This window comes from Mesorhizobium loti (genome assembly GCF_003148495.1).
Lineage (GTDB): Bacteria > Pseudomonadota > Alphaproteobacteria > Rhizobiales > Rhizobiaceae > Mesorhizobium > Mesorhizobium loti.
The window spans coordinates 375,805-388,874 of the sequence record NZ_QGGH01000001.1; the positions used below are offsets into that span (position 1 = coordinate 375,805).

General features: G+C 59.8%; 12 protein-coding genes. 8 read left to right on the forward strand and 4 right to left on the reverse strand.

The features are described from left to right. Positions 1 to 385: 385 nt before the first annotated feature. A complete protein-coding gene (locus C8D77_RS02050) occupies positions 386 to 1,645 on the reverse strand; it encodes an ROK family transcriptional regulator (RefSeq protein WP_109658922.1) in 1,260 nt (419 codons plus the stop codon). 269 nt (positions 1,646 to 1,914) lie between these two features. On the opposite strand from C8D77_RS02050, the gene C8D77_RS02055 reads away from it, so the two are divergent. The 8 genes from C8D77_RS02055 to C8D77_RS02090 all read left to right on the forward strand — a co-directional run bounded on the left by C8D77_RS02055 (position 1,915) and on the right by C8D77_RS02090 (position 9,495). After that, positions 1,915 to 3,378 carry an ABC transporter substrate-binding protein gene (locus C8D77_RS02055; protein ID WP_109658923.1) on the forward strand — a complete coding sequence of 488 codons (1,464 nt, stop codon included), beginning with the start codon at positions 1,915 to 1,917 and terminating at the stop codon, positions 3,376 to 3,378. Between the two features lie 71 nt (positions 3,379 to 3,449). Beyond that, complete coding sequence (locus C8D77_RS02060) at positions 3,450 to 4,379, forward strand: carbohydrate ABC transporter permease (protein WP_109658924.1); 930 nt, start codon at positions 3,450 to 3,452, stop codon at positions 4,377 to 4,379. A 1-nt stretch (position 4,380) separates the two neighbouring features. Next, the gene (locus C8D77_RS02065; protein WP_109658925.1) at positions 4,381 to 5,214 is read left to right on the forward strand and encodes a carbohydrate ABC transporter permease; all 834 of its coding nucleotides are present in this window, start codon (positions 4,381 to 4,383) and stop codon (positions 5,212 to 5,214) included. A 30-nt stretch (positions 5,215 to 5,244) separates the two neighbouring features. Further along, positions 5,245 to 6,282 carry a Gfo/Idh/MocA family protein gene (locus C8D77_RS02070; protein WP_109661160.1) on the forward strand — a complete coding sequence of 346 codons (1,038 nt, stop codon included), beginning with the start codon at positions 5,245 to 5,247 and terminating at the stop codon, positions 6,280 to 6,282. 66 nt (positions 6,283 to 6,348) lie between these two features. After that, complete coding sequence (locus tag C8D77_RS02075; protein ID WP_109661162.1) at positions 6,349 to 7,515, forward strand: ABC transporter ATP-binding protein; 1,167 nt, start codon at positions 6,349 to 6,351, stop codon at positions 7,513 to 7,515. Positions 7,516 to 7,988: 473 nt separating this feature from the next. Continuing rightward, the gene (pmtA, locus tag C8D77_RS02080) at positions 7,989 to 8,591 is read left to right on the forward strand and encodes a phospholipid N-methyltransferase PmtA (protein WP_172225036.1); all 603 of its coding nucleotides are present in this window, start codon (positions 7,989 to 7,991) and stop codon (positions 8,589 to 8,591) included. 152 nt (positions 8,592 to 8,743) lie between these two features. Next, the gene (locus tag C8D77_RS02085; protein ID WP_109658927.1) at positions 8,744 to 9,019 is read left to right on the forward strand and encodes a DUF982 domain-containing protein; all 276 of its coding nucleotides are present in this window, start codon (positions 8,744 to 8,746) and stop codon (positions 9,017 to 9,019) included. A gap of 227 nt (positions 9,020 to 9,246) precedes the next feature. Beyond that, on the forward strand, positions 9,247 to 9,495 hold the full coding sequence (locus tag C8D77_RS02090) for a DUF982 domain-containing protein (protein ID WP_109658928.1): 249 nt from the start codon (positions 9,247 to 9,249) through the stop codon (positions 9,493 to 9,495). Positions 9,496 to 9,693: 198 nt separating this feature from the next. On the opposite strand, the gene nadC is transcribed toward C8D77_RS02090, so the two are convergent. The 3 genes from nadC to nadA are packed head-to-tail and all read right to left on the reverse strand — an operon-like array spanning position 9,694 to position 13,060. Beyond that, the gene (gene nadC, locus C8D77_RS02095; protein WP_109658929.1) at positions 9,694 to 10,548 is read right to left on the reverse strand and encodes a carboxylating nicotinate-nucleotide diphosphorylase; all 855 of its coding nucleotides are present in this window, start codon (positions 10,546 to 10,548) and stop codon (positions 9,694 to 9,696) included. Beyond that, positions 10,548 to 12,089 (reverse strand): L-aspartate oxidase, encoded by a 1,542-nt coding sequence (locus C8D77_RS02100; RefSeq protein WP_109658930.1) that lies wholly within the window; start codon positions 12,087 to 12,089, stop codon positions 10,548 to 10,550. Before C8D77_RS02100 ends, nadC begins: the two co-directional genes overlap by 1 nt. After that, on the reverse strand, positions 12,086 to 13,060 hold the full coding sequence (gene nadA, locus C8D77_RS02105) for a quinolinate synthase NadA (RefSeq protein WP_109658931.1): 975 nt from the start codon (positions 13,058 to 13,060) through the stop codon (positions 12,086 to 12,088). The genes C8D77_RS02100 and nadA overlap by 4 nt, the downstream gene beginning before the upstream one ends. Between the last annotated feature and the right edge of the window lie 10 nt (positions 13,061 to 13,070).

Here is a 13,070-nt window from a genome sequence, read left to right on the forward strand (position 1 = left end):
GATCTACATCGACCCGGTGGCGGATTTCGCGGCGGTTGTCCTGTCGAGCTGGCCGGAATTCGTCAGCTCGACGAGGATGCGGACAGCGCTGGCGGCGGTCAGGGCTATCCGAGGGGCGCTGTCGTCGTAGCGAGCGGGCTATTCCCCGTTCGGGTCCGCAGCCGCGCTGGCTGCCCGGGATCGTCCAGACGCGGAGCGTGTGACATGGGACACGCCGATGTGGTCGGCCATGGCCAGTTCGTGCTGGCGCGGCTGAGGGATCGACCCCATCAAGCGAAAGAAAGCTGCCGAAAAGCGGCAAATTGAACTCGAGCAGCCTCCCAAGGCGCCGATGCTCTAGCTTGATGACTGTTCACGCGACTATGGGTAATCATTGTCACCTGCTCTAGATGACCACCTTCAGGTGACTCGATAGCACCAAACCTGCCGCCCCTCGCAGTGCCGTGTGGCCCTCGCCAATACCGTTCACTGTGATGGAAATTTCCTGGTTTGGTCTCATCATCACCAGTTGTTCGACGTGCTGCCTGACACGCTCTGCAGCCATTTGGCCGCCGCCCGCGACGTCGCCATGAAGGACATAGGAGTTAAGAGATAGCGTCTGCTGCAGGTTGACGATTCCGAAAGCCACATTTCGAGTGTAGCGGTCGAGGAGGGCATCTGCCGCCTTCGACCCGTCGTCCGCCTCTTTCACAAGACGCGCGCATGTAATGTTGCCCGGATCCCGCAACCCCAGTCGGCCAGCCTCTCGTCGTAGCCAAGGCAAGGCAGCCACCGTTTCCCAGCAGCCGCGTTTACCGCAATTGCAGGCCTCGCCATCGATTTGAACGACGGAATGGCCAAGTTCGCCGCCAGAGCCGGCAAGCCCACGATAGACCTTCCCCTCGATATAGAACGCTCCTCCCAGAACCTCCCCGGTGTAGATCGCCGCGAAGGTCTGCAGTCCGCGCCCAGGTCCAAACCATCGGTCGCCGACAAGCAAGGCCCGGGGGTGGTGATCAATGACGACTGGTAGCGAGAAATGTTCCTGCAACAGGTCTACCAGGGGCAGTCCCGTCAAAACAGGCGCGAGATTTACGGCAAGGATAACGCCATTGTCACTGTCGATCATTCCCGCCGAGGCAACACCAATCCCAAACGGTGCCTGAGGGGCTTGAGAAAGCGTCGACGAAAGCGTTTCCCTCATTACCGACAGGAAGGCATCCCTGTCGCCAAGCGGATCGAATTCGGTTTTCATATGCGCCTTGATTTCCCCGGTCAGCGTTACAAGGCACGTCTGGATCTTACCGGGAAGAAGGAGCACCGCTCCGAGCATGGGAGCATCAGGATTGAAGAAAAGCGGGCGGGCAGGCTTGCCCCCTTTGACGTCCGAAGGGGCTGCGTCCCCTTCTACCAGGAGTTTCTCCTCAATCATCGGCTGAACGATGCCGGTTATCGTCGTACGGTTCACCCCCGCGAGGCGCGCCAGGTCCACGCGGCTTTTGGGCCCATTGTCATACAAAGCCTGCAACACGCGCCCGCGATTGATGGCACCGAGAGTCAATTGCGAGATAAGGGTCACGTTGGTGCCAGCCTCGCCAGGCGCAACGTCTTTGGTGGAGAGCGTGCGGCGGCCTAACGAGTAGGAGGGCTGGTTCTCGAATTTCAACTTACATCTCCAGTTTGGCCCGTTGGACTTTGTACGCTGCGGCGTTGTGCCCGACCAGTATACCCTATGGGCTCTGGGGGGCGCGCTTTCCAACTTCGACGCCAAATTGCGTCCTGCTAATTTTCATCATGACGGCTTCTTGACAGTATCATAGGTTTGTGCGAAGTACAAACTAACTGCTGAAAAGGCAGATCGAGGGACGACCGCAAGCTCCTGGCACAAGCATGTGCAGGGCCGGATCGGATTAAAAGCAACTGGAGGAGTGTCCAATGCCCATTGATATCGCAAACATTTCGCGCCGCAACATGCTGAAAACCGTATCCGCCGCGGCTCTCGTGGCCGGCGTCGGGACCCTGTCTGCTCCCCGGCGCGCCGCCGCACAAGACGCCAACTCGGTTCGCGTCCTGTCGGTTGAAGACCCGTTCTTCTTTGCAATGAAGGCGATGGTTCCCGAATACGAGAAGGAAACCGGCATCAAGGTCGAATTGGAAAGTCTTTCCTATGACGCGCTGCAGTCGCGTCTTGTGTCCTCCTTTGTTGCCAAAACTTCCGATGCCGACGTCATTGTCGTCGATCAGATGTGGCTTGGGCAGTATCTGGACAACGGTTGGATCGTGTCGCTCAGCGATTTCATCGCCAAGGATGGCGATATCGACCTTTCGGACTTCATCCCCGAGGTCCTCTATTCGTGCAACATGTGGCGCGGCCAGATCGGGACTTTGCCGATCGCGGCGTATGCGCAGGGCGTCATGTACCGCAAGGACATGTTCGACGAGTTTGGGCTTGCCGCACCGCCGACGCAGACGTCGGAAGACTGGACCTGGACGAAATACGTCGAGACCTTGCAGTCGCTGGAAGGCAAGTCCTTCGGCGGGCAACCGGTTTTTCCGACAGTGGTTTGCGGCTCGCAACCTTCGCCGATTGTGCACATGTTTACCCAGCTCTCTGTGAGCCACGGTGCGAACTGGTTCAAATCATTCCCGGCCGCTCCATGGGACTTTGCTCCGCAACTGACGGACCAGGCCTGGATCAAATCCGTCGATATCTACCGTCAGCTCTACAAGCTCTCGCCGCCTGAGGCGATCAATTACGTGTGGTTCGACGCCGGAACCCGCTTCGCCAAGGGCGATGTAGGCATGTTCTACTGGTGGACCCCATATTTCTACCTGATCAAGAACTCCGGCTACATGACTGGCAAGAAGTCCGACGTCATGGGCAAGTATGCGACGGCGGCCCTGCCGAAGGCCGAGGGTGTGCCTCAGACTGTCAGCGTAGGCGGCTACAGCCTCGGTATTCCTTCCAGCTCTGAGCGGCAGGACGCAGGCTTCGCTTTCATCAAGTGGGCAACGTCGAAGGCGACCCAGAAGAAGATGGCTCTTTGGCCTGATCTCAATTACCAGTTCTCCGACTTCGCCCGTGCTTCACTCTACCAGGATAAGGAGGTGAAGGCTGTTTATCCCTACCTCGATGTCCAGTACGCAATGATGAAGCAAGGCAACGGCAAGATCACGCGCCCGCCCGTCCCTGGTTACACGGCCATTGAAAGCGTACTGGGGCTCACGTTGAACCAACTCCTCACCGGGACGGAGGATCCAAAGACTGCCCTTGAGCGGACCAACAGCCTGTTCGAGAGCATCCTGAAGGGCAATCTCATGATCCCTTATCAAAAGGAAAGCTTCGCCGACTCCTTGGATGGTGCCAAGGCCCTGATCGGCAAGCTTGGCAAGAAGTAATACAGTTCTCCTCGTGCCGGCGCGACAGTGCTCGCGCCGGCGAAACGGGTGAAAAAGAACTGGATCTGGCAATGCCCTTTACGACCGTTCGCTCGCCGCATGCCCTCGGACTTGGCAGGAAGAGCTTTGTCCGCAAAAATCTGCCGTACCTGCTCATTGCGCCTTCGGTCGTAATGCTGCTTGCGCTGATCGCTTACCCCTTGCTGTTCGCGCTGAGGTCGAGCTTTTACTTCTGGAACCTGCAGATCGGGCCGCAGCCGCTCGCCTTCGTCGGCGTCGAAAACTATGTTCAGGCCTTCAATGCCTTCGATTTCCGCGCTTCGCTTGGCAACACGCTGATCTTGTCAACAATGGGAACGGCAATTGAGTTTGGACTTGGGCTGACGATCGCGTTGATCCTGCTCAAGGCCCTGCCTGGCATGAACGTCGTGCGTGCCTTGCTGATCCTGCCGACGACAATTGCCCCAATCGTCGTCGGCTTTCTGTTCCGCTATCTCTACGATCCCGGTGGCGGCCTGCTGGTCTGGGTGCTGCAGTCTTTGTGGCTACCCGTCCCGGCGCAAGGAATACTCGGGTCACCGTCCACGGCGCTCGCCGCCATTCTTTTCGTCGACATCTGGCAGTGGACACCCTTCTTTGCCATCGTGCTCTACGCCAGCCTGCTGGCTGTCCCCGACGAGATCATCGAGGCCGCGCGGCTGGATCGCGCGTCACCCTGGACGATCCTGTTTCGGATCAAGCTGCCGCTCATCAAGCGCACCGCGATTATCATCGTCATGCTGCGCTTCATGCAGATATTCAACACCTTCGACACGGTGCTCGTGCTGACACGCGGCGGACCGGGCACATCCACGCGCACCCTCGGTTATTCGCTCTACGAGCAGGGTCTCGTGAATTTCAACATCGGTCTCGTCAGTGCAATGACGTGGATCACGGTGCTGATCGTCAACATCATTGTCGCCCTCTATGTCTTCGTCGCCTTTCGCCATGAGGAGTGGTGAGATGTCCCGTCGCCGAACCAGTTTCTACACAGCAGCAACCTACGCTGCCGGCCTTCTCTTCCTGGCGATTTTTGTCGGGCCGATTTTGTGGTTTATCGCTCTTGCGATCCGCCCTGCCGAGACCGCCTTCACAATGCCGCCTTCACTATCCTTCGAGCCAAATCTCGACGCGTTCCGGCATATTCTCGTCGATCCAGGCACCAACGCGCCTCAACTGGCGAATAGCCTGATCGTCGCCATTGGCGCGGTGTTGCTCAATCTGCCTTTCTCGGTTCCGGCCGCCTATGCACTGTCCCGTTTCAAGCTGCGCGGCAAGAAGAACATCATGTTGTGGTACCTCGGCCTTCTGATGGCCCCGCCGATTGCGTTCTTGATTCCGTATTTCATCTTGATCACGCGTATCGGTCTCCAGGGCTCCTACTTCTCCATGGTTTTGGTTCTGCAGACGCTGACGATCCCGTTTTCCGTGTGGCTGATGAAAAGCTTCATTGATGAGGTACCGGCGGAATTGGAAGAAGCTGCCCGCGTAGACGGCGCCCGCTGGTACACGATCATGTGGCGCATTACGCTCCCCATCGTTCGTCCCGGGATCATTGTCACGTCCATGTTTGCATTCGTGTTTGCATGGAACAATGCCGCGTTTCCGCTGGTCCTGAGTTCGCGCTCGACCGCCACCCTTCCGATCGGAACACTTGGCTACTTCGCCACCAGCGGCGTGACATGGAATTACATCGCCGCCGCTGCCGTGCTGGCAATGATCCCGCCGATGATAATCTTCCTGGTTTTCGATCGATATGTCGTACGAGGCCTCACCTTTGGCTCGGTGAAAGGCTGACCTTCCCTTGTTTGAATGGAGTAAATGGAAATGAGCAAATTGCGCATGGGCGTCATCGGCGCGGGCCTTTGGGGCAACAATCACGCTCACACTTTCAAGGTGTTGCCGGAAACCGAGCTGATCGGCGTCTGCGACCTCGACGAGGGCAGGGCTCTCAAAATGAAGGACACTTTCGGGGCGGCCCGGGCGTTCACCGATTACATGAAGCTGATTTCCAGTGACGATATCGATGCGATATCGGTAGCAACACCGGATTTTACCCATGCGCCGATCGTTCTCGCAGCACTCAAGGCCGGCAAGCATGTTCTCAGCGAAAAGCCACTGGCCACGACCGTGAAGGAAGCAGAGGAAATCGCCGAGGCTGCCGCCAGGTCCTCGGGCAAGCTGATGGTGGACTTTCACAACCGTGTAAATCCCATCCTCACCCAAGTTCGCGACATGATCCAGGACGGCCAAATCGGTCTTGCGAAACATGGAAACGCGCGTCTTTCCAACACGACGTTTGTGCCCTTTGAAATGCTGAGCTGGGCTGCGAAGTCTTCCGCGCTGTGGTTCCTGGGCAGCCATCTCGTCGATGTCTTGCGCTTCATTCTCGCTGACGAAGTCGTGCGCGTCTATTCGGTTGCTCGCTCAGGCACGCTGTCTGGCCGCGGCGTGGACACGAAGGATTTCCATGTATCGATCCTCGAGTTCTCCAAGGGGACGGTCGTGACCATGGAAAACAGCTGGATCCTGTCGCGAGACAATCCTTCCCTGGTTGACTTCAAGATCGAGTTTGTCGGTGAAAAGGGCCAGATCCAGGCCGATCCCACCCACAATGGCGGCCTGCGTCGCATTGGGGAGGGAGGTTTGAAGTACAACGACTATATCGGCATAACCCCGACCGGCGAGACCCGCATCGGTGGCTTTGTTCTCGAATCCATTGCCCGCTTCGTCGACAGCGTGGTGCGCGGTGCTCCATTGCTGGCCGATGCGCAGGACGGTCTGGCAAACACCAGGATCTTGGCGGCGATCGAGGAGTCTGTCGCCAGCGGCAAGGCTGTAGACATCGCCAGCGCCGGAGCCTGAACACACAGGGGCTTGCTGTCCCACGGGGACGGCTGGCCTCGCCCACTGATGCTGCGGAGTAGTTTTATGGCGTCTATGACCTTTGACGGAGTTGGCAAGACGTACCCGGACGGGACCGTTGCCGTCGCCAATGTGAGCTTTGCGATCGCCGACGGAGAATTCGTGGTCTTGGTCGGCCCGTCGGGTTGCGGCAAGTCAACCTTGCTGAGAATGGCGGCGGGCCTCGAAACGCTGAATAGCGGCCGACTGCTGATGGGTGACAACGATGTCACCGAAAACGACCCGCAGGATCGGGATATAGCCATGGTGTTCCAAAACTATGCGCTGTATCCGCATATGACCGTTTATGAAAACATGGCTTTCGGCTTGCAACAGCGCAAAATGCCAAAGCAAGAGATCGACAAGCTTGTGCGGGTTGCCGCCGAAATGCTCGATCTAACCCGCCACCTGGGGCGCAAGCCAGGCGCCTTGTCCGGCGGCCAGCGCCAACGTGTCGCCATGGGCCGTGCTATTGTTCGCCATCCGATGGCCTTCCTTATGGATGAGCCTTTGTCCAATCTTGATGCGAAGCTTCGCGTGCAAATGCGAGGTGAGCTCAAGCTACTCAATCAGCGTCTGGGTGTCACGACGCTCTATGTAACGCATGATCAGGTCGAGGCCATGACCATGGGAGACCGCGTTGCGGTGCTCAAGCCGGTGCGCAATGGCCTGGAAAGCAATCTTCAGCAGCTCGACACACCGCAAATGCTGTACGACAAACCAGTCAATCTGTTTGTCGCCGGATTTATCGGCTCCCCGGCCATGAACTTCGTGCGCATCGAGCTCGGGGGAGAAGCCGGTTCCCCGATCGCCACAATAGTGGGGACAAGCATATCCTTTCCTGTGTCCGCTGGGCCGGCACTTTCCCGCTGTATCGGCCGACAGGTTATTGCTGGAATTCGCCCCGAAATGTTCCAGGTTTGTGCGGAACATGAGGCGTTGTTCAACGAGAAGATCCCGGTTGCGGAAGCACTTGGGGCCGATACGTTCATTTTTTTCGACATCACGTCCCCACCGGTGAACGTCAACGATGCGGAAGACACCGAAGACTTCCCGCACAAGGGCAAGAACCGCCTTGTGGCGCGGATCCCTCCGGCCCTGACTCCAGCTCCTAATCAGCGCCTGGCTCTGACTGTCGACAAGGAGAAGCTGCATTGGTTCGACCCGGTAACGGGAGCCGCAATCCGTGACTGATAGCGCACGCAACACATATCCCAGCTAGGGGATCTAACCCTTTCTCTTGCCCTCCCAGGCACCTTGGCTGTCGTCGAACACGATTTCGGCGGCAGCCATTTTTTCAAAAGCAGGACATCGAACGATCTCAACCTGAACACCCATGTCCCGAGAGCAATGGCTTGGAGGAGTGGCTTGCGAAACGCGTTTCCGTTGTCGGCAAGTTCATTGCCGTCATGGCTGTCTTTGGCGCCTCGAGAGCTTGTTGAGGAAGCCAGGCGATTTTCCGAGGTCGCGTGCTGCTCTCCTTAATCTGTGCGCAGAGGATCGACAGTCCGCCGCCCCTCCTTCAGACCCCCACAATGAGACAATGAAACGCCGCGAAAAATCAGTCTTCCCACGAGCGGGGTCCGTCGTATTCAGGCTTGTAAATGTCGCAAAACTTGTACAAACGTTCCGTCGTCAACGCGACCCAGGAATAGCCTGAGCAGGGAATGGATATGGTCTTTCGGTTGAAACAGCGCATCGGCAGGAAATTCGAAGAAGAGATTCAATTCTTCAGGGGCTGGCAAAAGGATAAGAAAAGAGTGGGCGCGCTCATGCCAACGTCCGCTCATGCCGCGCGCCGCATGGCAAGTGTGATTAATCCGGCGTCCGGCATGCCAGTTCTTGAACTCGGTGCAGGAACCGGCGTCATCACCAAGGCCATCCTGGAAAGAGGCATCGAGCCGCAGCAGCTGATTTCGGTCGAATATTCGAAGGATTTTTATGATCGACTGACGCGACGTTTTCCGGATGTGGATTTTCGTTTGGGCGATGCATTTGCGCTGGGTGATGTCCTGGCGGAGCGGTCCCGCGAACAGTTCGACTGTGTTATAAGCGCCGTGCCGCTGTTGAGTTTTCCAATGGTGCAACGCGTGGCCTTGCTTGAGGATTTGCTGGCCCGAATTCCTGCTGGAAGACCCGTGATGCAAATCACCTATGGGCCCTTGTCACCAGTGGTCAAAATGCCGGACCGCTACATCGTCTCTCATTATGATTTCGTCGTCCGCAACATTCCGCCTGCACAGCTGTGGACCTACACACGGGCACTCTGACGAGGCAGGAAGAAGGGGTTTTGGCAAGTCGGGCTGAAGCGGCAAATGCCAGCGCCAGCGAGCTTGTTCCCTTGAATCATGGCTGCTGGCCGGGTGGCTCTCCATGGGATACGGCTTTCCGAAACGAGGGCTGAGTGTATGGGGAGGCACGAATGAACTTTGAGGTTTTCAGCAGCCCCATTTTCGTGAAGCGAGCGACCTATCTGGTGCAAGAGATTGCCAGCCTTGCGGACGCTATCGACTTTCTTGATGGGTGGCCCGAAGATCGCAGGGACCAGGCCCATGAAACCGCCCTTCGGGCATGCCATGACGCCTATGGTGGGCATGCATCGGTAAGCGCTGCCTGCAATGCCCTTATCGGCTTTGCGAAGCGAGCCTCGGTATTGGAGGATCCAACCGCCGCTATGCAATGGATTGCTGCAATGTAAAACAGGCAGTGGATAAATGTAGGCGTAGGCTTTCATGAAGTATGCGATACCACCAGAGGCGTCATTGAGTTCTATAGCGGGCCACATCCCACACTAGCAAACATGAGCGAGACAGCGCAGATCGTGATCGCCTGGGCAGCGATCACGTTTGGGCGGGACCCGGCCGAAATTTCGGCTGCAGACATCAGTGCGGGCAAAGGCCTGTCGCCAGCGCTGGAGGGGGAGTGATGATGGGCTTGAACAGATTTGAGAGGCCAGTCGTTGTCCAGGTCAGCCGTCATGGCGCGGAGCGTATTGTGGTCGACGTCAATGATGCGGCCACTATCCTGCTGCGGGATCTCCATCGTCAGACCGAGAAGCGCAAGGTGGCAATGGACGCCTGTCTGCAGGTGTTGCGAGGTGAGGCCCATCCACCGGCCGCTCGGCGGGCTTTTGTCGCAGCCGCGCTCGAAGCAAAGATTCTACGCAGCGATTGAAGGCCAGGGCGGCCGCCAAAAGGGCAGATTTGGGATGGGCGATTTTTGATCACCCATAGATAGCTGCTGTTTGAGCCATGCAGCCGACGAGAAAGGTGGTGGATATTCTTTCGAGAGCGGATCCTTAAAGCGTAGCTTGCGCATTCCGCCCGCCCGGAGTGGAAAAATCTCGCAGACAGGCGGCGTCAGGCTCGACGTTCAAGGCTCACGACAGTCGAGCCCGATATCAAGGATTGGTGCGCTATGGGTCAACCAACCGATGGAAATCAGATCAACGCCTGTCGCAGCCACGGCCGGTGCCGTCGTCAGGGTTATCCTACCCGACGCCTCGGTGACCGCCCGGCCGGCAACCGTAGCCACCGCCTGACGTAGCTCGTCGAGCGACATATTGTCGAGCAGCACGGCGTCTGGGGCGAGGGCCAGGACCACTTCCAACTGGGCCAGCGTATCGACCTCGACTTCGATCTTGACGAGATGGCCGACGCTCATTCTGGCCCGCTCGATGGCCGGGCGAATTCCACCGGCGATGGCGATGTGGTTGTCCTTGATCAGGATGGCATCGTCGAGGCCGAAGCGGTGGTTGGAGCCACCACCGGCGCGCACGGCGTATTTTTCGATCGCCCGCAAACCAGGTGTCGTCTTGCGCGTGCAGACGATCCTTGCGCCGTGGCCGCGGACCGCCGCGACGACCGATGCCGTCGCCGTGGCGATGCCGCTCAGATGACAGAGAAAATTGAGCGCCGTCCGCTCCGCGGTGAGGATGGCCCGGGCCGGACCGCTCATCGAGGCAATGATCTCGCCTTGCGCGACGTCGCTGCCGTCCGGCCGATGCACGGTCATTTCGACTGTCTGGTCGATGAGGCGGAAGGCGAGCATCGCCAGGTCGAGGCCGGCAACTATTCCCGCTTGGCGTGCCGACAGCACGGTCGTTGTCCGAAGGTCCTTCGGCACGATGGCGTCGGTGGTCAGGTCGCCGGCCCTGCCGAGGTCCTCAAGCAGAGCTGCACGCACCAGAGGCTCGAGCATGATCGCAGGAGGTGGTGACAGGTTCATCAGATGACGCCTTCCAACTCGGGGGAGGATGCGAGTTCCCGCGCGGCGGCAATGGCCGCTTCGAGGGTGATTTGGGAGCGGCGAGCGAGGGTTGCATGATGCGGAAAGTCGGTCCGGAAATGAGCCCCGCGGCTTTCCCGGCGCCGCAAGGCGGCTATCGCAATCATCAGCCCGACGGCGGCGGGATCGGATGCCGCATCGTGCCGCTGCGACAGCGGCAGCAAGGCCTGTGCAGCTTCTTTCAACCCTTCGCCATCTCTTGTGACGCCGAGGGCACGCGACAGGAGAGGGCGCACAGGTCCTGGATCTGGCGCGGGTAGGTGAGGTACCATGGCTAGCTTTCCGCCGCCGTCAGGCGAACCGGCTACACTCTCGGCGGCCCAGCGCGCGCAGGCGACGGCCTCGGTCAGCGAGTTGCTGGCGAGCCGGTTGGCGCCGTGCAACCCGGTCGAGGCGACTTCGCCGCAAGCCCAAAGTCCCGGAACGGAAGTGCGCCCGTCCCGATCCACGGCGACGCCACCCATGTGATAGTGCTGGGCAGGGCGAATGGGAATGAGATCACGCGTCGGATCGATGCCGGCCCTGGCGCAGGCCGATGCAATCGTCGGGAACTGGCGCGCGAATGCCGAGCCGGGCTTTTCCCGCACATCGAGAAAGACGCCATGGCCGTTTGCCAGGTGCCTCCAGACGGCGCGCGCGACGATGTCACGTGGTGCGAGTTCCGCGCCTTGCAAGCCGTCGAGGAAACGTCGGCCCGTCTCGTCGACGATCACAGCGCCTTCGCCGCGAACCGCCTCGCTGATGAGCGTCATGGGGCGGTTCGATCCATCGAACGCGGTCGGGTGGAACTGGATGAATTCCATATCGGCAAGGACAGCCCCCGCGCGGGCCGCGAGCGCCAAGCCCTGTCCGCAACTGCCCAGAGGATTGGTGCTGTCGACAAACAACCCGCCGATCCCGCCGGTGGCGAGGACGGCCCGTCCCGTGGTGAAGAACGCTGGGCCTTTCGGACCGCTCGCCAGAACACCGGCGATCTTGCCGTCCACCACCGCGAGCCGGCGCGCTTCGAACCCCTCGACGACCTCTATTGTCGGCGTCGAACGGATGGCCGCGACCAAGGCACGCATGATTTCGCGCCCGCTGCCGTCGCCGCCGGCATGAACGATGCGGCGCCGGCTGTGCGCGGCCTCCAGTCCGAGACGCACCGTCCCATCCGGCATGCGGTCGAAGCGGACCCCGAAGCCCGCCAATGTCTCGATCGCGCCCGGCGCCGCATTGAGGATCCGGCTCGCCATCTCCCTGTCGCAAAGGCCATCGCCTGCGGCGAGCGTGTCGGCAAGGTGGAGTGCTGGATCGTCGTCGTCGCCGAGGCTTGCGGCGAGGCCGCCCTGTGCCCAGGTGCTGGAGGCGTCAGCACCCAATGGCGTCCTGGACAGGAGAAGCACCGGCTCGGGCGCCAGATGCAGCGCGGTCATCAGCCCGGCTATGCCGCCGCCGATGATCACCGGCCGGCCGGCGAGATGGTGGACGTCCATGCTCATACGGCCAGCATCCGCTCGACGGACAGCCGCGCGCGACCGGCGATTTCGGGTGCGATGGTCACGACATGGCGGTTCTGCTCGAGCGCCGTACGGATGTTGGCTAGCGTTATCCGCTTCATGTGCGGGCACAAATTGCAGGGGCGGATGAACTCGACCTCGGGATGCTCCACCGCGACATTGTCGCTCATCGAGCACTCGGTCATCAGCACGACGCGCGGCGGCTTTTGCCTTCCGACATAATCCGACATGGCGGCAGTCGAACCGGAAAAGTCAGCTTCCGCAACCACTTCCGGCGGGCACTCGGGATGCGCCAGCACCGTCACCCCGGGATGGCTTTCGCGCAACTCGCGGATGTCGGCAGGCGTGAAGCGTTCATGCACCTCGCAATGCCCTTTCCAGGCGATGATCTCCACCTCGGTCTGGGCGGCGATGTTCTGGGCCAGGTATTCGTCGGGCAGCATGATCACCCGGGGGACGCCGAGGGACTCGACGACCGCCTTGGCATTGCCGGAGGTACAGCAGATGTCGGACTCGGCTTTTACTTCGGCCGATGTGTTGACGTAGGTGACGACCGGCACGCCCGGATAGCGTTGCCGCAGCAGACGGATGTCCACGGCGGTGATCGAATCCGCCAGCGAACAGCCTGCGCGCAAGTCAGGGATGAGTACCGTCTTCTGCGGGTTGAGCAGCTTTGCCGTCTCGGCCATGAAGTGGACGCCGGCCAGCACAATGACATCCGCGTCGACGGTCATCGCCTTGCGGGCGAGCGCCAGGCTGTCGCCGACGATGTCGGCAACACAGTGGAAGATCTCCGGCGTCTGGTAGTTGTGCGCCAGGATGACGGCATTTCGCTGCCGCTTCAGATCGAGGATGGCCTCGATATCGCCGGCGAAGGCTGGCCACTCGATGGACGGGATGACCCGCCTTACTCGGTCATAGAGAGCGGCTGTGGGCGTGGAGGCGTTGAACATGCCTTACCTT

Coding starts and splice junctions, on each gene's coding strand:
- C8D77_RS02055 (WP_109658923.1), top strand. CDS start 1,915: ATGCCCATTGATATCGCAAACATTTCGCGCCGCAACATGCTGAAAACC.
- C8D77_RS02060 (WP_109658924.1), top strand. CDS start 3,450: ATGCCCTTTACGACCGTTCGCTCGCCGCATGCCCTCGGACTTGGCAGG.
- C8D77_RS02065 (WP_109658925.1), top strand. CDS start 4,381: ATGTCCCGTCGCCGAACCAGTTTCTACACAGCAGCAACCTACGCTGCC.
- C8D77_RS02070 (WP_109661160.1), top strand. CDS start 5,245: ATGAGCAAATTGCGCATGGGCGTCATCGGCGCGGGCCTTTGGGGCAAC.
- C8D77_RS02075 (WP_109661162.1), top strand. CDS start 6,349: ATGGCGTCTATGACCTTTGACGGAGTTGGCAAGACGTACCCGGACGGG.
- pmtA (WP_172225036.1), top strand. CDS start 7,989: ATGGATATGGTCTTTCGGTTGAAACAGCGCATCGGCAGGAAATTCGAA.
- C8D77_RS02085 (WP_109658927.1), top strand. CDS start 8,744: ATGAACTTTGAGGTTTTCAGCAGCCCCATTTTCGTGAAGCGAGCGACC.
- C8D77_RS02090 (WP_109658928.1), top strand. CDS start 9,247: ATGATGGGCTTGAACAGATTTGAGAGGCCAGTCGTTGTCCAGGTCAGC.
- nadC (WP_109658929.1), bottom strand. CDS start 10,548: ATGAACCTGTCACCACCTCCTGCGATCATGCTCGAGCCTCTGGTGCGT.
- C8D77_RS02100 (WP_109658930.1), bottom strand. CDS start 12,089: ATGAGCATGGACGTCCACCATCTCGCCGGCCGGCCGGTGATCATCGGC.
- nadA (WP_109658931.1), bottom strand. CDS start 13,060: ATGTTCAACGCCTCCACGCCCACAGCCGCTCTCTATGACCGAGTAAGG.